The sequence below is a fragment of the Pseudoxanthomonas japonensis genome (genome assembly GCF_043632995.1).
GTDB classification, from domain to species: Bacteria; Pseudomonadota; Gammaproteobacteria; order Xanthomonadales; family Xanthomonadaceae; genus Pseudoxanthomonas_A; species Pseudoxanthomonas_A japonensis.
On sequence record NZ_CP171632.1, the window covers coordinates 833584 to 856228 of the forward strand.

The 22645-nt window shown below is 69.0% G+C and carries 13 protein-coding genes; 10 read left to right on the plus strand and 3 right to left on the minus strand.

The genetic code is table 11. From position 1 onward, the window contains the following. The first annotated feature begins 40 nt into the window (after nucleotides 1–40). Together lptF and lptG are read left to right on the plus strand one after the other, a co-directional pair. Nucleotides 41–1120, plus strand: a complete 1080-nt coding sequence (gene lptF / locus ACGHX3_RS03710; RefSeq protein WP_213601041.1) for an LPS export ABC transporter permease LptF — start codon at nucleotides 41–43, stop codon at nucleotides 1118–1120. Further along, on the plus strand, nucleotides 1117–2220 hold the full coding sequence (gene lptG / locus ACGHX3_RS03715) for an LPS export ABC transporter permease LptG (protein WP_313929271.1): 1104 nt from the start codon (nucleotides 1117–1119) through the stop codon (nucleotides 2218–2220). The genes lptF and lptG overlap by 4 nt, the downstream gene beginning before the upstream one ends. Nucleotides 2221–2281: 61 nt before the next feature. Here the strand turns inward: lptG and fosX are convergent, their stop codons facing one another. Both fosX and ACGHX3_RS03725 read right to left on the minus strand, forming a co-directional pair. After that, entirely contained in the window at nucleotides 2282–2686 is a 405-nt protein-coding gene (gene fosX, locus ACGHX3_RS03720; protein ID WP_394696438.1) for a FosX/FosE/FosI family fosfomycin resistance hydrolase, read from the minus strand. A gap of 16 nt (nucleotides 2687–2702) precedes the next feature. Then, complete coding sequence (locus ACGHX3_RS03725; RefSeq protein ID WP_394696439.1) at nucleotides 2703–3176, minus strand: RDD family protein; 474 nt, start codon at nucleotides 3174–3176, stop codon at nucleotides 2703–2705. Nucleotides 3177–3336: 160 nt separating this feature from the next. Between ACGHX3_RS03725 and xerD the strand changes: the two genes are divergently transcribed. The 5 genes from xerD (at nucleotide 3337) to ACGHX3_RS03750 (ending at nucleotide 11562) form a co-directional block, all read left to right on the plus strand. Next, the gene (gene xerD / locus ACGHX3_RS03730) at nucleotides 3337–4290 is read left to right on the plus strand and encodes a site-specific tyrosine recombinase XerD (RefSeq protein ID WP_394696440.1); all 954 of its coding nucleotides are present in this window, start codon (nucleotides 3337–3339) and stop codon (nucleotides 4288–4290) included. A 108-nt stretch (nucleotides 4291–4398) separates the two neighbouring features. Further along, complete coding sequence (locus ACGHX3_RS03735) at nucleotides 4399–5232, plus strand: DsbC family protein (RefSeq protein WP_162336938.1); 834 nt, start codon at nucleotides 4399–4401, stop codon at nucleotides 5230–5232. Nucleotides 5233–5311: 79 nt separating this feature from the next. Then, the gene (gene purL, locus ACGHX3_RS03740; RefSeq protein WP_394696441.1) at nucleotides 5312–9304 is read left to right on the plus strand and encodes a phosphoribosylformylglycinamidine synthase; all 3993 of its coding nucleotides are present in this window, start codon (nucleotides 5312–5314) and stop codon (nucleotides 9302–9304) included. 91 nt (nucleotides 9305–9395) lie between these two features. Beyond that, entirely contained in the window at nucleotides 9396–11108 is a 1713-nt protein-coding gene (gspE, locus tag ACGHX3_RS03745; RefSeq protein WP_394696442.1) for a type II secretion system ATPase GspE, read from the plus strand. Between the two features lie 4 nt (nucleotides 11109–11112). Further along, a complete protein-coding gene (locus ACGHX3_RS03750) occupies nucleotides 11113–11562 on the plus strand; it encodes a hypothetical protein (RefSeq protein WP_394696443.1) in 450 nt (149 codons plus the stop codon). A gap of 66 nt (nucleotides 11563–11628) precedes the next feature. Here ACGHX3_RS03750 and ACGHX3_RS03755 read toward each other — a convergent pair whose 3' ends face one another. After that, nucleotides 11629–18408, minus strand: a complete 6780-nt coding sequence (locus tag ACGHX3_RS03755) for an ESPR-type extended signal peptide-containing protein (RefSeq protein ID WP_394696444.1) — start codon at nucleotides 18406–18408, stop codon at nucleotides 11629–11631. Nucleotides 18409–19012: 604 nt separating this feature from the next. On the opposite strand from ACGHX3_RS03755, the gene ACGHX3_RS03760 reads away from it, so the two are divergent. The 3 genes from ACGHX3_RS03760 to gspG all read left to right on the plus strand — a co-directional run bounded on the left by ACGHX3_RS03760 (nucleotide 19013) and on the right by gspG (nucleotide 22613). Next, entirely contained in the window at nucleotides 19013–20812 is a 1800-nt protein-coding gene (locus tag ACGHX3_RS03760; protein WP_394696445.1) for a S8 family peptidase, read from the plus strand. 128 nt (nucleotides 20813–20940) lie between these two features. Next, nucleotides 20941–22155 carry a type II secretion system F family protein gene (locus ACGHX3_RS03765; RefSeq protein WP_394696446.1) on the plus strand — a complete coding sequence of 405 codons (1215 nt, stop codon included), beginning with the start codon at nucleotides 20941–20943 and terminating at the stop codon, nucleotides 22153–22155. A 32-nt stretch (nucleotides 22156–22187) separates the two neighbouring features. Continuing rightward, the gene (gspG, locus tag ACGHX3_RS03770; protein WP_238391178.1) at nucleotides 22188–22613 is read left to right on the plus strand and encodes a type II secretion system major pseudopilin GspG; all 426 of its coding nucleotides are present in this window, start codon (nucleotides 22188–22190) and stop codon (nucleotides 22611–22613) included. Nucleotides 22614–22645: the final 32 nt, after the last annotated feature.

Sequence of the window (22645 nt, forward strand, 5' to 3'; positions counted from 1 at the left end):
TGCGGCGCACAAGCCCGAGATTGTAAATCAAGCCCCCCTGATGCCGAAGCTGGACCGCTACCTCTTCCGGGAATTCACCCAGAGCTTCCTGGCCACCCTGATCATCCTGTTGATGGTCAGCGTGGGCGGCGTGATGGCGGACCTGCTGGGCGACGTGGCCGACGGCAAGGTGCCGGCGCGGCTGCTGTTGTCCCAACTGGGCCTGCAGTTCATCAACTACATGCCCTACATCATCCCGCTGGCGCTGATGCTGGGCCTGCTGCTGGCGTTCTCGCGCCTGTACCGGGATTCGGAAATGGCGGTGCTGACGGCGGCCGGCATCGGGCCGCGCCGCCTGCTGCGGCCGCTGATGATGCTGGTGGTGCCGGTCGTGATCGCGGTCGGCCTATGCTCGCTGTGGCTGGGCCCGTGGGCGCTGCGCACCGCGCAGACCATGCTGGAACACGCCAACCGCAGCTTGGTGGTGTCGGGCCTGGATGCCGGCAAGTTCACCGTGCTGTCCAGCGGTGCCGTGGTGTACGTCAGCGCGCTGTCGCCCGACGGCACCGGCCTCAGCAAGGTGTTCATGCATCGTGCGAACGAGGGCCGCATCGACGTGGTGACGGCCAAGTCCGGGCAGATGTTCTTCGAAGGCGAACGCAACCGCTACCTGCGCCTGGACGATGGCTTCCGGGTCGAGGGTCCCGATGGTGCGGGGCTGGATTACCGCCTGATCCGCTACAAGTCCAACGAGGTCGCGCTGCCGGACCGCGCCGACACGCTGGACAAGGACGATCCCGAGCTGCTGACCACGCCGCAGCTGCTGGCCGACCCACGCCCGGATGCGAACGCGCAGTTGCACGCGCGCCTGACGCCGCCGCTGCTGGCGCTGGCGTTCGCGCTGCTGACGCTGCCGCTGTCGCGCAGTTCACCGCGGCAGACCCGCTACGGACGGGTGATGCTGGGCTTCCTGGCCTATCTGGTCGGCATCAGCCTGATGTTCAACGGCACCCAGCTGCTGGCCGACGGCAAGCTGCCGGGCCTGGCCGGGCTGTGGTGGCTGACCTTGCCGCTGCTCGCGGCGGGCCTCTGGTTCTATCTGCGTGACGGCCTGCTGTCGCGGCCGCGGAGGCGCGCATGAGGCTGTTGCCGCGCCTGCACGACACGTACGTGGGCCAGGTCGTTCTGGTCACCGTGCTGCTGACCTGGGCGGTGCTCGTCGGCCTGGACGTGGTGATGGCGCTGTCAGGCGAGATCGGCGATCTGGGTACAGGCAACTACACCTTCGGCCATGCGGTCGCGTGGGTGCTGTACACCGTGCCGCGCCGTGCCTACACGATGTTCCCCACGGCGGCCGTGATCGGTTCGCTGATGGGCCTGGGCCAGCTGGCCGCCAGTTCCGAACTGACCGCGCTGCGCGCGCTGGGCCTGTCGCGCCTGCGCCTGAGCGTGTCGGTCGCCGCGGCGCTGGGCATCCTGACCGTGCTGATGGTGTTCAGCGGCGAAACGCTGGGGCCCTGGGGCCAGCGTCAGGCCGATGTGCTGAAGATGGCCGCGCGCACCGGCAACGTCGCGATGGACCGCTACTCCGGTCTGTGGGCGCGCGAAGGCAACACCTTCCTGTACGCGCAGAGTGGCGAAGAGAAGGCGCAGGCCGACGGCAAGGTGGCGCTGCAGCTGCGCGACGTGCGCATGTACGAGCTGGCCGACGACGGCCGGCTGGCGTCGATCGCCCATGCGGCAACTGCCGAACACCTGGACGGCTACTGGCTGTTGAAGAACGTGCGCCGTACGACCTTCAAGGAGCGTTCCGCCGTGCAGACGACGGTGCTGGGCGAGCGCTGGGAGTCGGAGCTGGACGCGGCGGTGCTGTCGTCCAGCCTGGTACGCGCACGCAACATGCCCAGCCACGAGCTGAGCCAGAACATCGACTACCGCAAGCGCAACGGGCTGGACGCGCGCGACTACGAGGACCAGTACTGGGCGCGCTGGTTCTATCCGCTCAACGTGCTGGCGCTGTGCCTGGCCGCCATCCCGTTCGCCTTCGGCAGCCTGCGCAGCGGCGGCATGGGCAAGCGGCTGTTCCTCGGCATCGTGTTCGCGGTCGGCTTCTACGTGCTGCAGACGATGTTCGTGCGATTGGCCGGCGCCTTCCGTCTCGACTACCGCCTCGCCTACGCGATCCCGCCATTCGCCCTGCTGGGCATTTCCTGGCTGATGTTCCGGCGCAGGAGCCGCTGACGCATCGGTCAGCGGACGGGCATGGCCCGGCGCTGGTCGCATCCGGACTGCCTGGATGCCTTCATCGCCCGTCCGCGTAGCGCGCCAACCGCTGCTCCAGCGTGCCGGTGTGCAACTCGAATAGATGATTGTCGAAGTCGTAGAAGTACAGCGACAGGCCCTCGCCCTCCACGCGTTCGCGCGGGGGGCGGATCTCGACGCCAAGCGCCTCGAGTCTGTCCCGGTAGCGGGATAGGTCGGGCTCGCTTACCGCAAAGGCGACATGCTGGTACGAGCGCTCTGCAGGCGGTTCGCCCTCCATGGCCGCCAGCCAGGTGTCTCCGAGGACGAAGAATTTCTCGCGCGACAGCGAGAAATTCCGATGCGCGCTGTCGTACACCTCCCGCGCGCCCAGACCCTCGCACAGGAACGTCGCCATGCGATCGAGATCGCGGACGATGAAGGTCAGGTGGCTGATGCCTTTCATCGGTACCCGCGCGGCCTCAACGCGGGCGCTTCGGCAGCCGCACCAGGCGCGTGCCGCTGAAGCGGTCGTGGAAGGCCAGCCGGTCGCGGTCCAGCCATGCCCACCAGAAGCCCAGGCCCACGGCCAGCATCGACAGCGTCGCCAGTGCATAGCGGCGCCACAACGCGGCCAGCGTCGGCGCGCCGCCGTCGGCCGCGATCACCTTCAACCGCCATGGCCGCATGCCCAGGGTCTGTCCGCCACGCAGCCAGCTGAAGGTGGCGTACAACCCGGCGGCGCCCCAGCAGCAGCTCCACAGCAGCCACCACATCAGGCTGTAGGGCTCGATGTTGTGGCGGACGTTGTCGCTGATCACCACGTCGACGAGGACGAACGGAATGGCCACGGCGAGCCACATCGCCAGCACCGGCCAGACATCGTAGAGCAGGGCGAGCAGGCGCCAGCCGATCAGGGCACGGGGTTTTTCGGGCGTGGAGGCGGGTTCCGTCATCGCGACAGGATACCGGCTAACCCCAGGCAACCTCCCTTGGTGTTGTGGGAGCGACGTCAGTCGCGATGGTCGATCCGGCGGGGCCTCTTTTCGCGACTGACGTCGCTCCCACAGGACGCCGGTGCACCCCGGCAGCGGGTGCATCGCCTAAGCTTCCCGCATGACTGCCCGCACGCCCGCCGATCGCCGCCAGCAGGCGATCGCCCTGCCACCTGTTCCGGATGCCGACGCGGCGGACATCGCGGCTTTCCTCGACGCCATCTGGGCCGAAAGCGGTCTCGCGCGACCGACCCTGGACAGCTACCGGCGCGACCTGGAGGGCTTCGCGCGCTGGCGCAACGGTCGCGAGGGCGGCCTGGCGGCGGCGGATCGTGCCGCGCTGTTCGACTACCTGGCGTGGCGCACGCGCGAAGGCTATTCGCCACGCAGCAATGCACGCCTGCTGTCCGCCCTGCGTGCCTTCTTCGCCCATCGCCTGCGCCGCGGCCTGCGCCGCGACGACCCGACGGCGCTGCTCGAGCCGCCGCGCCTGCCGCGCTCGCTGCCCAAGGCGCTGGCGGAAACCGAGATCGACGCACTGCTGGCCGCACCGGACATCGCCTCGCCGCTAGGGCTGCGCGACCGCGCCATGCTGGAGTTGATGTACGCGGCCGGCCTGCGCGTCAGCGAACTGGTCACGCTGCCGGCGACGGCGGTCAACCTTCGGCAGGGCGTATTGCGGGTCACCGGCAAGGGCAGCAAGGACCGGCTGGTGCCGTTGGGCGAGGAGTCCCAGCAATGGCTGGAAACCTATCTGGCGCAGTCGCGGCCGGCGCTGGCAGGCAAGCGCAGCGTCCCGTTCCTGTTCGTCGGTGCCACCGCCGAGCCACCGACCCGGCAGCAGTTCTGGGCCCTGGTGAAGCGCTATGCCGCCGCGGCCGGGATCGATCCGGTCCGCATCAGCCCGCACGGGCTGCGGCACAGCTTCGCCACCCACCTGCTGAACCGTGGCGCCGACTTGCGGGCCCTGCAATTGCTGCTGGGGCACAGCTCGCTGTCGACCACCCAGATCTACACGCTGGTCGCGCGCGAACACCTCAAACAGCTGCATGGGCGGCACCATCCGCGCGCGTGAGCCATGTCACGCTGGCGCACGGTTAAGCCGCCCCGCCGCCGCCCTGTGCCAGAATCGCGGCCTGTTCCTGCCAGCCAGCCGCCCTGCGGCCACTCCCGGATGCCCTTGATGCCTCGCCTGATCACCGCCGCCCTGCTGGGTGCCCTGAGCCTGACTGCCTGCGCCCAGGCCCCGCAGCCGCCCGCCAAGCAGGAGGCCGCCGCCGCGCCGGCCCCGGCCCCCCAGTTGAAGCCGGGACAGGGCGCCACGCCGGATGAGCGCGCGCGCTCCGCGGTGGCGCAGCTCAACCCGCGTGCCCAGGTCGATTATGTCGGCGCGGCCCCGCTGCCGGGCTTCCGCGAGGTGATCGCCGGCGGGCAGCTGCTGTACATCAGCGACGACGGCCGTTACCTGATGCAGGGCGCGGTGATCGACCTGCAGCAGCAGGAAGACGTGATGCAGAACAGCGCTGCGCTGGCGCAGTACCGCACCAAGCTCATCGCCACCATCCCGCATGGCGAGAAGATCGTGTTCGCGCCGCCGAACGCCAAGTACACGGTCACCGTGTTCACCGACATCGAGTGCGGCTACTGCCGCAAGCTCCACGAGGAGATCGCCGAGATCAACCGCCAGGGCATCGCGGTGGAATACCTCGCGTTCCCGCGCATGGGCCTGGGCAGCCAGGACCACAAGGACATGATCTCGGTCTGGTGCGCCCCGGACCGCAAGCGCGCGCTGACCGACGCCAAGGCCGGCAAGTCGATCCCGTCGCGCGACTGCAAGAACCCGGTGACCATGGAGTTCGACGTCGGCCAGCGCGTCGGCGTGAGCGGTACCCCGGCGATCTTCTCGGCTGAAGGCATCCAGCTGGGCGGCTACCTGCCGCCGACCGCGCTGCGGGCCAAACTGGACGAACTGGCCGCGAAAAAGGCCCCGGCCGCCGCCGCAGGCGCCGCTCCCTGACCGCAACGAAGCCGGCCCCGCGCCGGCTTCGCTACAATAGCGGGCCCCGTCCTGACGGCACGCCCCCACGGTTCCGGACATGATCGTCCTCGAAGGCCAACCGGCCTTGTCGCACTTCCGCCGCGCGCGGCTCGAATCCAGGCTCCAGTCGATTGCTTCGGGCGTCCGCATCCGCGGCGCCTGGCACGTCTACTTCATCGAACCCGAGGCCGGCGCCACGCCGGACCTGGCCACGCTGCGCCGCATCCTGCAGGCCGGCGACCAGAACGAGACGCTGGCCGACGGCGCGGTGTCGCGCTTCGTCACCCCGCGACTGGGCACGCTGTCGCCCTGGGCGAGCAAGGCCACCGAACTGCTGCGCGGCGCCGGCCAGCCGGTGAAGCGCGTCGAGCGCGGCCTGCGCATCGATCTGGAGGGCTGGAATGACGACCAGCCGGCGCTGGCGAAGGCGCTGCACGACCCGATGACGCAGTCGCTGCTCGCCACGCGCGAACAGGCGTCGGCCTTGTTCACCGCGCCGCCGCGCGGCGAACTGGAACGCATCCCGCTGGTCCAGCTCGAAGTCGCCAACAGCCGCCTCGGCCTGGCCCTGGCCGACGACGAGATCGACTACCTGCGCACGCGCTACACCGAACTCGGCCGCGATCCGTCGGACGTCGAGCTGATGATGTTCGCGCAGGCGAATTCCGAGCATTGCCGCCACAAGATCTTCAACGCCAGCTGGACCATCGACGGCAAGGACCAGGACCGCTCCCTGTTCCGGATGATCAAGCACACCCACGCGCAGACGCCGGAGCACACGCTCAGCGCGTACAGCGACAACGCCGCGGTGGTGGAAGGCTATCCTGCGGCGCGCTTCCGTCCCGACGGCAGCGGCCAGTACCGCCTCGAGGCGACGCTGGATTCGGCGTTCTGCATCAAGGTCGAGACGCACAACCACCCGACCGCGATCGCGCCATTCCCCGGTGCCAGCACCGGTGCCGGCGGCGAGATCCGCGACGAAGGCGCGACCGGCCGCGGCGGCAAGCCGAAGGCCGGCCTGACCGGCTTCTCGGTCTCGCACCTGCGCATTCCCACGCTGCCGCAGCCGTGGGAGGCGCCGCGCGCGCTGAACCCGCGCATGGCGCCGGCGCTGGAGATCATGCTCGACGGCCCGCTCGGCGGCGCCGCGTTCAACAACGAGTTCGGCCGACCCAACCTGCTCGGCTATTTCCGCAGCTTTGAACTGCCGGAAGGCGCGGGCCTGACGCGCGCCTACGACAAGCCGATCATGCTGGCCGGTGGTCTGGGCGCCATCGACCGCATCCAGGTGGAGAAGCGGACGCTGTCCGACGGCGACGCGGTGATCGTGCTCGGCGGCCCGGCGATGCTGATCGGCCTGGGCGGTGGTGCCGCCAGCTCGGTGGCGTCCGGCGAAAGCGCGGAGGAACTCGATTTCGCCAGCGTGCAGCGCGACAACCCGGAAATGGAGCGCCGCTGCCAGGAGGTCATCGACCGCTGCGTGGCGATGGGCGCGGACAACCCGATCCTCTGGTTCCATGACGTCGGTGCGGGCGGCCTGTCCAACGCGATTCCCGAACTGCTGCACGACTCCGGCGTGGGCGGCGTGATCGACCTGGCCAAGGTGCCCAGCGACGATCCTTCGCTGTCGCCGATGCAGCTGTGGTGCAACGAATCGCAGGAGCGCTACGTGCTCGGCGTGCCGCAGGCGCGGCTGGCCGAATTCGCCGCGCTGTGCGAACGCGAGCGCTGCCCGTTCGCCGCCGTCGGCGTGGCGACGAAGGAAGAGCATCTGGTCGTGGCCTATGGCGCCACGCCCGGCAACATTCCCGACGATGCGCCGATCGACCTGCCGATGGACGTGCTGTTCGGCAAGGCCCCGAAGATGCACCGCGACACCGTGCATCCGGTCGCGCCGCAGTGGCCGGCGTTGCAGACCGCCGCACTCGACTTGCGTGAAGCGGGCCTGCGCGTGCTGGCGCATCCGACCGTCGCATCCAAACAGTTCCTCATCACCATCGGCGACCGCAGCGTCGGCGGCCTGACCGCGCGCGACCAGCTGGTCGGCCCGTGGCAGATGCCGGTGGCCGACTGCGCCATCACGCTGAGCGGCTACGAAGGCTTCGTCGGCGAAGCGATGGCGATCGGCGAACGCACGCCGCTGGCATTGCTGGACGCCGCCGCAGCCGCCCGCATGGCGGTCGGCGAAGCGATCACCAACCTGTGCGCCGCGCCGGTCGAGTCGCTGCATCGGGTGAAGCTCTCCGCCAACTGGATGGCCGCTGCCGGCCACCCGGGCGAAGACGCGCTGCTGTTCGATGCGGTGAAGGCCGTCGGCATGGAACTGTGTCCGGACCTGGACATCAGCATTCCGGTCGGCAAGGACTCGCTGTCGATGCAGGCGCAGTGGCAGGTCGGGAATCGGGAATCGGGAATCGGGAGTGGGCAGGAGCAGGAAGCGTCGGCCACCGGAGATGTCGCTTCCTCCATTCCCCATTCCCCACTCCCCATTCCCGGCGAAACGCACAAATCCGTCTCCCCCGTCTCCCTCATCATCAGTGCGTTCGCGCCGGTCACCGACGTGCGCCAGCAGCTGACGCCGTTGCTGTCGCGCGAGGACGACAGCGAGCTGTGGCTGATCGGTCTGGGTGCCGGCAAGAAGCGCCTCGGCGGTTCGGTGCTGGCGCAGGTGTATCCACAGTCCGGCGGCGACGGTGCGTGGCCGGCGTTCGCAGGCGACGATCGCGACGAAAGCGTGCCGGACCTCGACGATCCGCAGCGCCTGCGCGATTTCTTCCACCTGATCGCCGATGCGCGCGAGGCCGGCCTGTTGCTGGCCTACCACGACCGCAGCGACGGTGGCGCCTTCGCGGCGCTGTGCGAAATGGCGCTCGCCTCGCATCGCGGCCTGGACATCAACCTCGACGGCTGGGGCGATGACGCCTTCCGCACGCTGTTCGCCGAAGAGCTCGGTGCGGTGGTGCAGGTGGCCGACGAGGACCGTGCGGCGTTCGCCGACCTGGTCGAGCGTCATGCGCTGACCGAGTGCGCACAGCGCATCGCACGCCCGACCACGGCGTCGACGATCCGTGTGCAGCAGGACGGCGACGTGCTGGCGGAATGGCGCTGGGAGGAGCTGTTCGATGCCTGGTGGTCGGTCACGCACGCCATGCAGAAGCTGCGCGACAACCCGGACGCCGCCGACGAGGAGCGCGATACCGCGCGCCAGTTCGGCCGCACCGGGCTGAAGCCGAAGCTCTCCTTCGACGCCGGCGACGATATCGCCGCCCCGTTCATCGCCACCGGCAAGCGGCCGAAGGTCGCGATCCTGCGCGAGCAGGGCGTCAACGGCCAGATCGAGATGGCGTCCGCGTTCACCCGCGCCGGCTTCGACGCGTTTGACGTGCACATGAGCGACCTGATCAGTGGACGCGTTGCGCTGAATGGCTTCAGCGGCTTGGCCGCGTGCGGCGGCTTCAGCTACGGCGACGTACTGGGTGCGGGCCGCGGCTGGGCGACCTCGATCCTCGAGCGTTCAGCCCTGCGCGACGCGTTCGCGGCGTTCTTCGCGCGGACCGACACGTTCTCGCTGGGCGTCTGCAACGGCTGCCAGATGATGAGCCAGCTGAAGGACATCATCCCCGGTGCGCAGCACTGGCCGCAGTTCCTGCGCAACCAGAGCGAGCAGTTCGAGGCGCGCGTGGCGCTGCTGGAAGTGCAGGAATCGCCGTCGGTGTTCTTCCGCGGCATGGCCGGCTCGCGCATCCCGGTCGCGGTGGCGCATGGCGAAGGCCGTGCGTCGTTCGCCGGTGCGGTCGACCAGGCGGCTGCGCGCGTGGCGCTGCGTTACGTGGACGGCGATGGCGCCGTCGCGACGACGTATCCGCTGAATCCGAACGGCTCGCCCGACGGCATCACCGGCCTGACCAGCGACGACGGCCGCGCAACGATCCTGATGCCGCATCCGGAGCGTACCCCGCGCAGCGCCAACCACAGCTGGCACCCGGCCGGCTGGCCGGACGATTCGCCGTGGCTGCGGATGTTCCGCAACGCGCGGGTGTGGGTGGGATGAACCTGCGTGCCCGCCGGCGACGGCGGGCTGCGCCGGGGCAACGCGGCACCTGATAAAGTCCGGGGCGTTAACAGGCCCCAGGACGCCGTACGTGGACGCAGCCGCGCTCGACAATCCGCTTTCCGACGACGAGCGCATCGTCGCGGCGCTGCTGGCGCGTGGACGGCTGAAGGAAGCCGACCTGGCGCGGGCGCGGCGGTTGCGGGAAGAGGCGGGTGGCGGCCTGCTGGCGCTGCTGTCGCGGCTCGGTCTTGTGTCCGAGCGCGACCACGCCGAGACCGTGGCCGACGTGCTCGGGCTGCCGCTGGTCAACGCCAAGGACGCGCCGGAGGCGCCGCCGGAATCGGTGCTGCTGTCGCAGCGCTTCCTCAAGCAGTTCCATGTCTGCCCGGTGGGCGAGGACGAGACCCACATCGACCTGCTGATGGCGGATCCGCAGGACCGCTACGCACTCGATGCCGTGCGGCTGGCCACCGGCCGCGCCATCCGGCCGCAGGTCGCGTTGCGTTCGGAAATCAGCGACCTCATCGAGCGCTACTACGGCCAAGGCCGCAGCGCGATGGGCGCCATCGTCGAGAATGCGGATGGCGAAACCACTGCCGACCTGGACGATGTCGAGCACCTGCGCGACCTCGCGTCCGAGGCGCCGGTCATCCGCCTGGTCAATCTGGTCATCCAGCGCGCGGTGGAACTGCGCGCCTCCGACATCCACATCGAGCCGTTCGAGAACCGGCTGAAGGTGCGCTACCGCATCGACGGCGTGCTGGAGGAGGGCGAAAGTCCGCCCGCCAACCTCACCGCGGCCGTGATCAGCCGCGTCAAGATCATGGCCAAGCTCAACATTGCCGAGCGCCGCCTGCCGCAGGACGGCCGCATCATGCTGCGCGTGCAGGGCAAGGAACTGGACCTGCGCGTGAGCACCGTGCCCACCGCGCACGGCGAGAGCGTGGTGATGCGCCTGCTCGACCGCGAGACGGTGGTGTTCGATTTCAAGAAGCTCGGCTTCACCGATGCCTTCCTGCCGCAGTTCCAGAAGGTGCTGGAGCAGCCGCACGGCATCCTGCTGGTCACCGGTCCGACAGGCTCGGGCAAGACGACCACGCTGTACACCGCACTGAGCAAGCTCAACACGCCGGACGTCAAGATCATCACGGTCGAGGATCCGGTCGAGTACCAGATCGAAGGCATCAACCAGATCCAGGCCAAGCCGCAGATCGGGCTCGACTTTGCGCATGCACTGCGCAGCATCGTCCGCCAGGACCCGGACATCATCATGATCGGCGAAATGCGCGACCTCGAGACCGCGCGCATCGCCATCCAGTCCGCGCTGACCGGCCACCTGGTGCTCAGCACGCTGCACACCAACAACGCGGCCGGCGGCATCACGCGCATGCTCGACATGGGGGTGGAGGACTACCTGATGACCTCCACCATCAACGGCATCCTCGCCCAGCGCCTGGTGCGCCGGCTGGAGCCGACGCATGCGGAGAAGTACGCCGCATCGCCAGAAGAGATCGAGAAGTTCGGCCTGCGTCGCTTCCAGCCGCAGGGCGAGATCTTCCTGTACCGCCCGCGCGGGTCGGCCATCGCGCCGACCGGCTATCTCGGCCGCACCACCATCGTCGAGTTCCTGGTGATGAACGACGGCATCCGCCGCGCCATCATGCGCCACGCCGGCATGGGCGAGATCGAACAGTTGGCGCGCGAGAACGGCATGCGGACCATGTACGAAGACGGCATCGTCAAGGCGCTGTCCGGCGAGACCACCATCGAGGAAGTGCTGCGCGTCACCGAGGAGGGTTGAGGCGATGAAGCGGAGGCTGGCAGGAACCCTGTTGGTGGCGATGTGCGCGCTGCCGGCCCTCGCGTCGGCAGCCAAGCCCGCGCCGAAGACGCTGGCGCGCGGCGAACTGCCGGCGGGCTTCGCGATAGGCGATGCGTCGCCGTCGTTGGCGCTTCAGGTCGAGGTCGTCGACGGCAAGGTGGTCGCCTCCGCGCCAGCCGGTGATGCACCGGGCAACCTGCGCGCCACCCGCAGCGGCGACGCCACGCAGACCACACTGATGGTCAGCAGCACACTGGCCGAGGCGGTCAAGTTCGACCTGTACGTCTCGACCGACGGCGAGCAGTTCACCTACACCAGCAGCTGCGGCGTGACGCCCGGCATCTCGTCGTTTGAAATGTGGGAGAAGCCGGTGACGCATTTCGCGATCGGCAATCCGCGCGTGCTGCCGAAGGGACGCATGGCCTGCGACTGACGCCGGGCACACGAGAAAAAGAAAGGGCCCGGCATTGCCGGGCCCTTCTTCATGAAGACGACCGGTTTACAGATCGATACCGAAGCCGACACCCGCGGACTTCTCGTCGCCGCTGAACGCGCCGCCGATGCTGAACGAGGCGCGCTCGCCGATCGGCTTCGAATAGCCCACCGACAGGGCGTTCTGGCCGTTCTGCCAACCCGCGCCCACGGCGACCCGTCCACGCGGACTGCGGCTGCCGGCGGCGTTGATCGCCATGTTCAACATCGCCGAGCTCATTGCGCCCATCTTGTCCAGACGGCGATCCTGCTCGGAGAAGCGGCGGTCCACATCGCCTCGGAAGGCGTTGAAGTCGTCCTCCAGCGCCTTGACCTGGAAGTCGGCGTAGGCCTTCGCGCTGGCCAGCGTGCTCGCCGAGGACTGGTCGGTGTAGGACTGTGCGCTGCTGAGCGTGTTGGCGTCGCCCGCATCGGCGTAGGACGCGGCCGCGGCGGGAACGTCGGCTGCCGCGGTGGCATCCGTCGGTGTTGCGACAGCAGGTTGGCTGCTGGCCACGGCGCCGCTGCCGGCAGCATCCGTGGTCGTGGCCGTGCCACGCGTCGGTGACGATGCGGTACCACCGGTGCCCGCCGCCGCTGCCGTCTCGCCGGCCACCTGGCCCTGGCTGGCCTGCGTAGGCGGCGCGGTGCCGGCGGAAGCCGTCGTCGTGCTGCTGCCCGATCCGCTGTACATGCCATACAACTCGTTGAGCTTGGCGTCGACGGCAGTGAATGCCGCGCCCACGTTGTTGTACGACGTGCCCTGGATCGTGTAGCTCGGCGCGATGAAGGTGCCACCGGAGAAGCCCGCACCGCCGCCGAGCGCACTGGCGACGGAGCTCAGCTGGAACAGGTTTACCGCGTCGGTGGCCTGGGTGCCGGCCGCGACGTTGGTGACCTGCCGCTCGCTGCCGGCGCTGCCCACGGAGACGGTGTCCTCGCGGTCGGCGACCGAATCGCCGCCGATGGCGACGCTGTTGTCGGCTGCGGCGGTGGCGAGGTTGCCGACGGCCACCGAGTTGACGCCCGGTGTGTAGGCGCCGCCACCGACGGCGACCGAGTAGTCGCCGGACGCTTCGGTCGGCAGGAAGCCGAAGAACGCACCGCCCACGGCCACGCTGTTGTCGCCGCTGGCGATGGCGTTCGAGCCCAGCGCCGTGCTGTCGTAGTTGCTCGCCACGGCACCGAAGCCCAGTGCGGTCGCGCTTTCCTGCGACGCTTCCGCGCCGTAGCCGAACGCCGACGCGGCGAAGGCGGATGCATTGCTGTAGCTGCCGATGGCCGCCGACCCGTCGCCGGAGGCGTCGCTGCGGAAGCCGGCGGCCGTGGCCTGCAGCCCCGATGCCGAGCTCTCGGTGCCGGTGGCGGTGGCATAGGCACCGGATGCCGTGGCACCGGCACCCGTCGCGGTCGCGCCGGTATCGCTGGCGACTGCACCTGCGCCGAGGGCCGTCGCGTCGTCCGCCGTCGCTTCGGTGCTGGCGTAGACCGGATCGCCGTCGGCATCCAGGAGCGGTTCGCCGTCCTCGTCGAGCAACTGGCGCTGTCCGCCGACTGCGACCGAGCCCGTCCCTGCCGCCTGCGCGCCCGCGCCGCTGGCGACGCTGTTCGCGCCGGTGGCGGTGGCGTTGAAGCCGGTCGCGGTGGCGCCGTCGGCCAGCGCGAACGCACCGGAGCCGGTGGCGGTCGCACCGACGCCATCGGCCAGTGCGGCCGAACCTGAGGCGGTCGCGTAGTCGCCGTTGGCGGTGGCATCGTCGCTGCCGTCGCCTTCACCGTTCGCCTTGAAGTAGCGCGTGGCGTTTTCCGAGGCGTTGGCGATCGCATTCAGCTGGTCGAGGTTCACCGCATCCGTGCCCTCGGTACCGGCCGCGACGTTGGTGATCTGCCGTTCCGCACCCACGTCGCCGACCGATACGGTGTCGTCGCGGTCGTTCCACGAGTTAGCACCGATCGCGACGCTGTTCGTCGCCGCTGCCACCGAATTCACGCCCACCGCCACGCTGTCGTCGCCGTCGGCGTAGCTGTTGTGGCCGAGCGCGGTGCTGTACTCGCCGGTGGCCCAGGCGCCGTTGCCGAACGCCGAACTGCCGGTCCCGCTGGCGCGCGTGTTGATCAGGCCGAAGAACGTGGTGCCGCCGACGGCCGTGCTCTCGTCACCGCCCGCGCTCGCGCCTTCGCCGACCGCGGTCGCACCGCCGCCGGCCGCATCGGCGCCGTAGCCGAACGCCGAGGCGAAGTCGCCACCCGCGCTGCTGTAGCCGCCGACGGTGGTGGAGGCCAGGCCGCCCGCACTGCTGCGGAAGCCCACCGCGGTGGACTGCGTTTCCGAGGCGGAGGCTTCCGTGCCCACTGCGGTGGCGTAGGCGCCGGACGCATTCGCACCGGCACCGATGGCACTCGCGCCGACCTCGCCGGCAATGGCGCCGGCGCCGACCGCGGTGGCGTCGTCCGCCGTCGCCTCGGTGCTGGCGTAGACCGGGTTGCCGTCGGCATCGAGGAGCGGATCGCCGTTCTCGTCGAACAGCTGGCGCTGTCCGCCCACGGCAACCGAGCCTGCGCCCGCTGCCTGTGCACCTGCGCCGTTGGCGACGCTGTTGCTGCCGGTGGCCGTGGCGTTGAAGCCGGTGGCGGTTGCACCGTCCGCCAGTGCGAACGCACCGGAGCCGGTCGCCGTTGCGCCAACGCCATCGGCGAGTGCGGCAGAGCCGGATGCCGTTGCGTAGTCGCCGTTGGCGGTGGCGTCATCCGTTCCGTCATTGGCGCCATTGGCCTTGAAGTAGCGCGTGGCGTCCTCCGACGCCTCGGCGACCGCGTTCAACTGGTCCAGATTCACCGCATCGGTGCCTTCCGTGCCGGCGGCGACATTGGTGATCTGCCGTTCGCTGCCCGCACTGCCGACCGACACGGTATCTTCGCGGTCGGCGATCGAATCGCCACCGATGGCCACACTGTTGTCGGCTTCGGCGGTGGCCAGGTTGCCCAGCGCGACCGAATTGAAGCCGGGTGTATACGCACCGCCACCGACGGCGACCGAATAGTCGCCAGAGGCTTCGGTCGGCAGGAAACCGAAGAACGCACCGCCCACCGCCACGCTGTTGTCGCCACTGGCGATGGCGTTGGAGCCCAGCGCCGTGCTGTCGAAGTTGCTGGCGACCGCGCCGAAGCCGAGCGCGGTGGAACTGCCGCCGCTGGCTTCCGCGCCGTAGCCGAACGCCGAGGCACCGAAGTTGGAGGCGCTGCTGTAACCGCCGATGGCGGTGGCGGCGTCGTCGGACGCGTCGCTGCGGAAACCGACGGCCGTGGCCTGGATGCCTGACGCTGATGCTTCGGTTCCGACCGCGGACGAGTAGGCGCCCGATGCCGTCGCACCTGCGCCTACTGCGCTTGCGCCGACTTCGCCGGCGACCGCGCCTGCACCCACGGCCGTGGCATCGTCTGCCGTGGCCGCCGTGCTGGCGTAGACGGGATTGCCGTCCTCATCGAGCAGCGGATTGCCGTCTTCGTCGAGCAACTGACGCTGCCCGCCGACCGCGATGGCGCCTGATCCCGCCGCCTGCGCGCCGGCACCGCTAGCAACGCTGTTCTCGCCGGTCGCCGTAGCGTTGAAGCCACTGGCCGTTGCGCCGTTGGCCAGTGCGAACGCACCGGAACCCGTCGCCGTCGCGCCGACGCCATCGGCCACTGCCGCGGAGCCGGACGCCGTGGCGTAGTCGCCGTTGGCGACGGCGTCGTCGGTACCGTCATTCGCACCGTTCGCCTTGAAGTAGCGCGTGGCGTTCTCCGAGGCATCGGCCACGGCGTTGAGCTGGTCCAGGTTCACCGCATCCGTTCCCTCGGTACCGGCGGCCACGTTGGTGATCTGCCGCTCGCTGCCCACGTCGCCGACCGACACCGTGTTGTCGCGGTCGGCCGTCGAGTTGGCGCCGAGCGCCACGCTGTTGTCGCCCAGCGCCGTGCTGTAGAAGCCGACGGCCGTGCTGTTGTCGCCGCTGGCCCAGGACTCCGCACCCAGCGCGGTGGCGTAATCGCCAGGCGCGTAGGAGAAGAAGCCGGCGGCCGTGCTTTCGATGCCCGACGCCTCCGACAGGCTGCCGGCCGCCAGGCTGTAGTCGCCGGCCGCGATCGCGCCGGCACCGAAGGCTGCAGCGCTGAACCCGCTGGCCTGCGTATAGACCAGCAGGCCGAAGCCGGGGATCAGGTCCGCCGGTCCGCCGACCGCGACGCTGTAGTCGCCGGTCGCACCGCTCGCGTGGCCGAAGCTCGACGCATACGAACCGGTCGCCGTGCTGCCGTAGCCGAACGCGGAACTCGCTTCGCCGCTCGCTTCGCTGAGCACGCCGAACGAGGAGCTGCCGAGTCCCGAGGCCAGGCTGCCGGAACCGACCGCCGTCGCGCCGAGACCGGACGCCACCGTGTTGACGTTGATCGGATTGCCGTCGGCGTCGAAGGCATCCACCGAGCCGCCGATGGCGATGCTGGAATCGCCACTGGCCTCCGCACTGCTGCCGTTGGCGACGCTGTTCGCACCGGTGGCCGTGGCGTTGAAGCCGGTCGCCGTCGCACCGTCCGCCAGTGCGAACGCGCCGGAGCCGGTCGCGGTGGCGCCGATGCCGTCGGCGAAGGCCGCCGAGCCGGATGCCGTGGCGTAATCGCCAGTGGCGGTGGCGTCATCGGTGCCATCCTCTGCACCATTGGCCTTGAAGTAGCGCGTGGCGTTCTCCGAAGCCTCGGCGACTTCGTTCAACTGGTCCACGTTCACCGCATCGGTACCCTCCGTACCCGCGGCCACGTTGGTGATCTGCCGTTCGCTGCCCGCGCTGCCGACCGACACGGTGTCCTCGCGGTCGGCGATCGAATCGCCACCGATGGCCACGCTGTTGTCGGCTTCGGCGGTGGCCAGGTTGCCCAGCGCGACCGAATTGAAGCCGGGTGTATACGCACCGCCGCCGACGGCGACGGAGTAGTCGCCAGAGGCTTCGGTCGGCAGGAAGCCGAAGAACGCACCACCCACCGCCACGCTGTTGTCGCCGCTGGCGATGGCATTGGAGCCCAGCGCAGTACTGTCGAAGTTGCTGGCGACCGCGCCGAAGCCCAGCGCCGTGGCGCTGTCGGCGCTGGCTTCCGCGCCGTAGCCGAAGGCTGAGGCGCCGAAGCTGGAGGCGCTGCTGTAGCCACCGATGGCGGTGGCTGCATCATCCGATGCATCGCTGCGGAAACCGACCGCCGTGGCCTGCGTGCCCGATGCCGATGCTTCGGTGCCAATCGCTGAAGAGTAGGCACCTGAAGCATTCGCGCCCGCGCCCACTGCACTGGCGCCGACTTCACCGGCGACCGCGCCTGCACCGACAGCGGTGGCGTCATCCGCCGTCGCTTCCGTGCTGGCGTAGACCGGATTGCCGTCCGCATCGAGTATCGGATCGCCGTTCTCGTCGAGCAGCTGACGCTGTCCGCCCACGGCAACCGCGCCTGCGCCTGCTGCCTGTGCACCGGCACCATTGGCGACGCTGTTCGCACCTGTCGCCGTCGCGTTGAAGCCGGAGGCGGTGGCACCGTTGGCCAGTGCGAACGCACCGGAACCCGTCGCCGTCGCACCGACGCCATCGGCGAGCGCGGCGGAGCCGGAGGCCGTGGCGTAGTCGCCATTGGCGACCGCGTCATCCGTACCGTCATTCGTACCGTTGGCCTTGAAGTAGCGCGTGGCGTTCTCCGACGCTTCGGCCACAGCATTCAATTGATCGAGGTTCACCGCATCGGTGCCTTCCGTGCCCGCGGCTACGTTGGTGATCTGCCGCTCGCCGCCGGCACGACCGACGGAAACGGAATCTTCCCGGTCGGCGACGGAATCGCCACCCAGCGCCACGCTGTTGTTGGCGCTGGCCGATGCGAGATTGCCGATCGCCGTGGCATTCGTGCCCGGCGCCCAGGCGCCGCCACCGACCGCGGTCGAGAAGTCGCCGGAGGCTTCAGTCGGCAGCAGGCCGAGCAGCGATCCACCGACGGCGACGCTGTTGTATCCCGTCGCGATGGAGCCGGAACCCAATGCCGTGCTGTCGCCGCCACTGGCATCCGCACCATAGCCGACCGCCGTATCGAAACTGCCAGACGCGTTGGCGAATCCGCCGACCGCGACGGTGGCGATGCCGGTCGCCGTGCTGGTGTGACCGGCGGCCAGTGCCTGCGTGCCCGAGGCCGTAGACGAACTGCCGAACGCGCCGGCGTACGCGCCCGTGGCACGGCTGCCGGTGCCCACGGCACTCGCGCCGGCGCCCGTCGCGTTCGCCAGCGTGCCGACCGCGGTCGCATTCGCGCCCGTCGCATTGCTCTGGCTGCCCAGCGCCGTCGCACCCTGCGCGGTCGCACTGCTGTCGTAGCCCACGGCGGTCGCGTTCACGCCCTTTGCTTCGGCATAGCCGCCGACCGCGGTGGCGCCCGCCTTGTTGGCAATGCTCTTGTAGCCGACCGCGACCGCATGGCGACCGGACGCGTCGACGTTGTCGCCGCACGACACGGCGTTCTCACCGGGACGTCCATCGATGATGGGATTCCCACGCGAATCCACGCAGAAGGCGGGACCCGTTCCGATCTGCGGCTTGTCGTTCTGCGGTTGGCCTTTCTGTTTGTCGTGGGCCAATGCCGCGCCGAACGGCGCACCTGCGAGCAGGGCCGAGACCAGCAGCGTCACGCCGAGCCGCGCACGCACGCGCGCACCGGACGACATCACGCCGTGCGCGCGACGCGCGAACTCCGAGGCCACCACCAGCATGCCAAGGGAAGGGTTCCACACCTTGCTGTAAATCCTGTTCATGGATCACGTCCTTCATTCTGTGTTTTCGGGGGAATACGACAGCGCCCGGGCCAGGAGGCGGCACGGGAATTCGAGGCGGACTACGTCAGGGGAAATGACAGCGCGGCATGCGACAGGGGCGACACATGACCGCGTTGCACGAAGCGGCGGACGCGACGAGGAAGAGAGGGTGCGTGTTCTGCTGCCGTCCGCGAACGCGGCGCGGCATGCGCGAGGAAAGCGATGCAGGCGCAATGCGAAATGCAAGACGTGCAAGTGAAACAGCGAAACAAGAAATAGCGCCGACAAAAGATTCCCGCATTCCCCATCCCCTCGTCCCGAGATGACGCTCAACAACTCCGTGTGATCGAACACTACATCCGCGTTGTGCAATTTGCGAGAGATTTGCTACGTTCGTTCCAGCGCGACGAAACAGCTGAAAACAAGGCGTTAAATCCACGTGTAGGCCGTGTATAGAGGATGTGTTCGCTGCGTGAAGAGTGCTGTGGCAGGTAAACAGGGGTACTTGCAGCACACCTTGAAACGGAAGTCGCAAGTCGTTGAGTAAGCACGTTGTAAACGGGTTACCCAGTTCGTTCATCCTTGTAGACATGGAGCAGGTCAAGTGAATCGAAAATCCTCATCACGCGTTTCGCGTCGTCGTCCCCTTGTTGCTGCACTCGCCGCAATAGTCACATTCGGAGCCTTCGCGGCGACCGCATCCGCCGGCGACGTCAGCACCGCCGGCCTGCGCGACGGCGAAACCTACGACCGTTTCATCGTGAAGTACCGCGATGGCAGCAGCGCGCGTACCAGCAGCGCCACGTTGCAGCGCTCGCTGGTGGGCGCGGTATCGCGCGCTTCGCTCGCGCCGTCGAACGGCAAGGCGGTCAGCGCGGCGAAGCTGCGCCGCCTCGGCATCGGCGCCGAGTTGGTGCAGACCTCGCGCAAGCTGGACCGCGTGGAGGCGGAGAGCCTGCTGCGCCAGTTGGCGACCGATCCGGAAGTCGAGTTCGTCGAAGTGGATGCGAAGCGCTATGCGCGCCTGGTGCCCAACGACACCTACTACAACCAGTACCAGTGGCATTTCAAGGATCCGGTCGGCGGCATCAACCTGCCGGCGGCCTGGGACAACGCGACGGGCGCCGGTGTCGTCGTCGCCGTGCTGGACACCGGCATCACCGCGCACAGCGACATGGACGCCAACATCCTGCCGGGCTACGACTTCATCAGCGACACGTTCGTCTCGCGCGACGGCGACGGACGCGATGCGAATCCGCGCGACGAGGGCGACTGGAATCCCGTGGCGGGCGAGTGCTACGCCGGCTCGCCGGTGCAGGACAGCAGCTGGCACGGCACGCACGTGGCCGGCACCGTCGCCGAGGTCAGCAACAACGCGAAGGGCATGGCGGGTGGCGCGTTCAACGCCAAGGTCGTGCCGGCGCGCGTGCTGGGCCGCTGCGGCGGCTACACCTCCGACATTTCCGACGCGGTGATCTGGGCCTCGGGCGGTACCGTGGCCGGCGTGCCTGCGAACGCCAATCCGGCCGAGGTCATCAACCTCAGCCTCGGCGGGTCGGGTGCCTGCAGCGCGGTCGAACAGAACGCGTTCAACGTCGCCATCGCCAACGGCAGCACCGTCGTGGTGGCCGCAGGCAACGATGCAAGCAACGTCAACGGCTTCTCGCCCGGCAACTGTGCCGGCGTGATCACCGTGGGCGCCACGCGCATCACCGGCGGCATCGCCTCGTATTCCAACTACGGCACGCGCATCGACATCTCCGCGCCGGGCGGCGGCGGCAGCGTCGACGGCAATCCGGGCGGCTACGTCTGGTCCGCCGGCAATGCGGGCACGACGGTTCCGACCACCGAAACGTACTTCGGCATGGGCGGTACCTCGATGGCGGCACCGCATGTGGCGGCCGTCGTCGCGCTGATGCAGAGCGTGGCGGAAACGCCGCTGACGCCGGCGCAGGTGCTGGCGGTCCTGAAGTCCACCGCGCGCCCGTTCCCGGTCGCGCCGCCGGCCAACCGTCCGATCGGTGCGGGCATCGTCAATGCCGCGGCCGCGGTGCAGGCGGTCATGGGCGGCGGCGAACCGCCGACGGCGACCCCGCTCACCAACAACGTGGCCATCGGCGGCAACACCGGCGCCAAGGATGCGGTGGTGCAGTACGCACTGGTGGTGCCGGCGGGGGCGAAGAACCTGTCGTTCATCAGCTTCGGTGGCAGCGGCAATGCCGACGTCTACGTGAAGTTCGGCAGTGCGGCCACGGCGACGAACTACGACCTGCGTTCGGTGCGCCCGGGCAACAATGAAGTGGTCAACATCGCCAACCCGCAGGCCGGCACCTACTACGTGTCGCTGGTGGGCAAGACGGCGTTCTCCAACGTCAGCGTGCGCGGCAGCTTCACCGCTCCCTGATGTATCGGTGACCGGCAACACCGCGGCCCCGTGCAACCGGGGTCGCGGTGTTGCGCGGTGTGATGCCCGCGCATGACGCTGGGCGGGGGAATACGGTAAGTTGGCGCATTCCCGCTTCTGTCGCCGGCATGCCGCTCTACCGTTACAAGGCCCTCAATGCGCACGGTGAAATGCTGGACGGCCAGATGGAGGCCGCCAGCGATGCCGAAGTCGTGGCTCGCCTGCAGGAACAGGGACACCTGCCCGTCGAGGCCGCGCTTGCCGTCGCCGGCGGTGGCACGAACTGGCGGCAACTGTGGCGACCCAACGCGTTCGCCGGCGACCGGCTGGTGCAGTTCACGCAGCAGCTGGCCACGTTGCTGGGTGCGGGACAGCCGCTGGATCGCGCGCTGGGCATCCTGCTGGACCTGCCCGAAGACGAAAAGGCGCGTCGCGTCATCACCGACATCCGCGACGCCGTGCGCGGCGGTGCGCCGCTGTCGGCGGCGCTGGACCGGCAGCACGGCCTGTTCTCGCGGCTCTATATCAACATGGTGCGCGCGGGCGAAGCGGGTGGCAGCCTGCATGACACCCTTCAGCGGCTCGGCGATTACCTGGAGCGCAGCCGTGCGCTGAAGGGCCGCGTGGTCAACGCGCTGGTGTATCCGGCGATCCTGCTGGTCGTGGTCGGTTTCGCGCTGCTGTTCCTGCTGGGCTACGTGGTGCCGCAGTTCGCGGTGATGTACGAGAGCCTGGACGTGGCGCTGCCCTGGTTCACGCGCGGGGTGCTGTGGGTGGGTGCGTTCGTGCGCGACTACTGGTTCGTGCTGGTCGCCGTGCCTGCGGTGGCGCTGCTGTGGTTCGATCGCCGTCGCCGCGATCCGGCGTTCCGCGACCGTCTGGATGCCTGGCTGCTCGGGCGGCCCCTGGTCGGACCGCTACTGGCACGCCTGGAAACGGCGCGGCTGGCGCGCACGCTGGGTACGCTGCTGAAGAACGGCGTTCCATTGCTCACCGCCCTCGGTATCGCCCGCAACGTGCTGGGCAACCGGGCGTTGGCGGCGGATGTGGATGCCGCGGCCGAGGATGTGAAGAACGGCCATGGCCTGTCCACCTCGCTCGGCAAGGGCAAGCGCTTCCCGCGGCTGGCGTTGCAGATGATCCAGGTGGGCGAGGAGTCGGGCGCGCTCGACGGCATGTTGCTGAAGACCGCCGAAACCTTCGAGCAGGAAACCGCTCAGGTGCTGGACCGTATGCTGGCCGCCCTCGTTCCCGCCATCACGCTGGTCCTGGCCGCGGTGGTCGGCGTCGTCATCATCGCCGTGCTGGTCCCGCTGTACGATCTGACCGGCGCCATCAACTGAGAACCACCGGAGAGTCCACCGCCATGTCCCGCATGCGTCCGACGAAAGCCTTCCACGCCCCGCGCTCGCAACAGGGTTTCAGCCTGCTCGAGATCATCATCGTGCTGGTGCTGATCGGCGGCATCCTGGTCCTGGTCGGCAGCCGGGTGATGGGCGGTGCGGACAGCGGCAAGGTGAAGCTGGCGCAATCGCAGGTGCAGACGCTGGCCGGCAAGATCGAGAACTACCAGCTCGACACCGGACGCTATCCGGCGCAGCTGTCCGATCTGGTGGTCAACCCGGGCAACGCGACGGGCTGGCTGGGGCCGTACGCGAAGGAGAGCGAGTTGCAGGATCCGTGGAAGAACCCGATCGAGTACCGCATCCCCGGCGAAACGCAGCGCTTCGACCTGGTCAGCTTGGGCGCCGACGGCAAGCCCGGCGGCGACAGTGTCAACGCGGACATCAAGAACGAGTAAGCACGGCGTCCGTCGTCGTGGCCTTCCGTGCC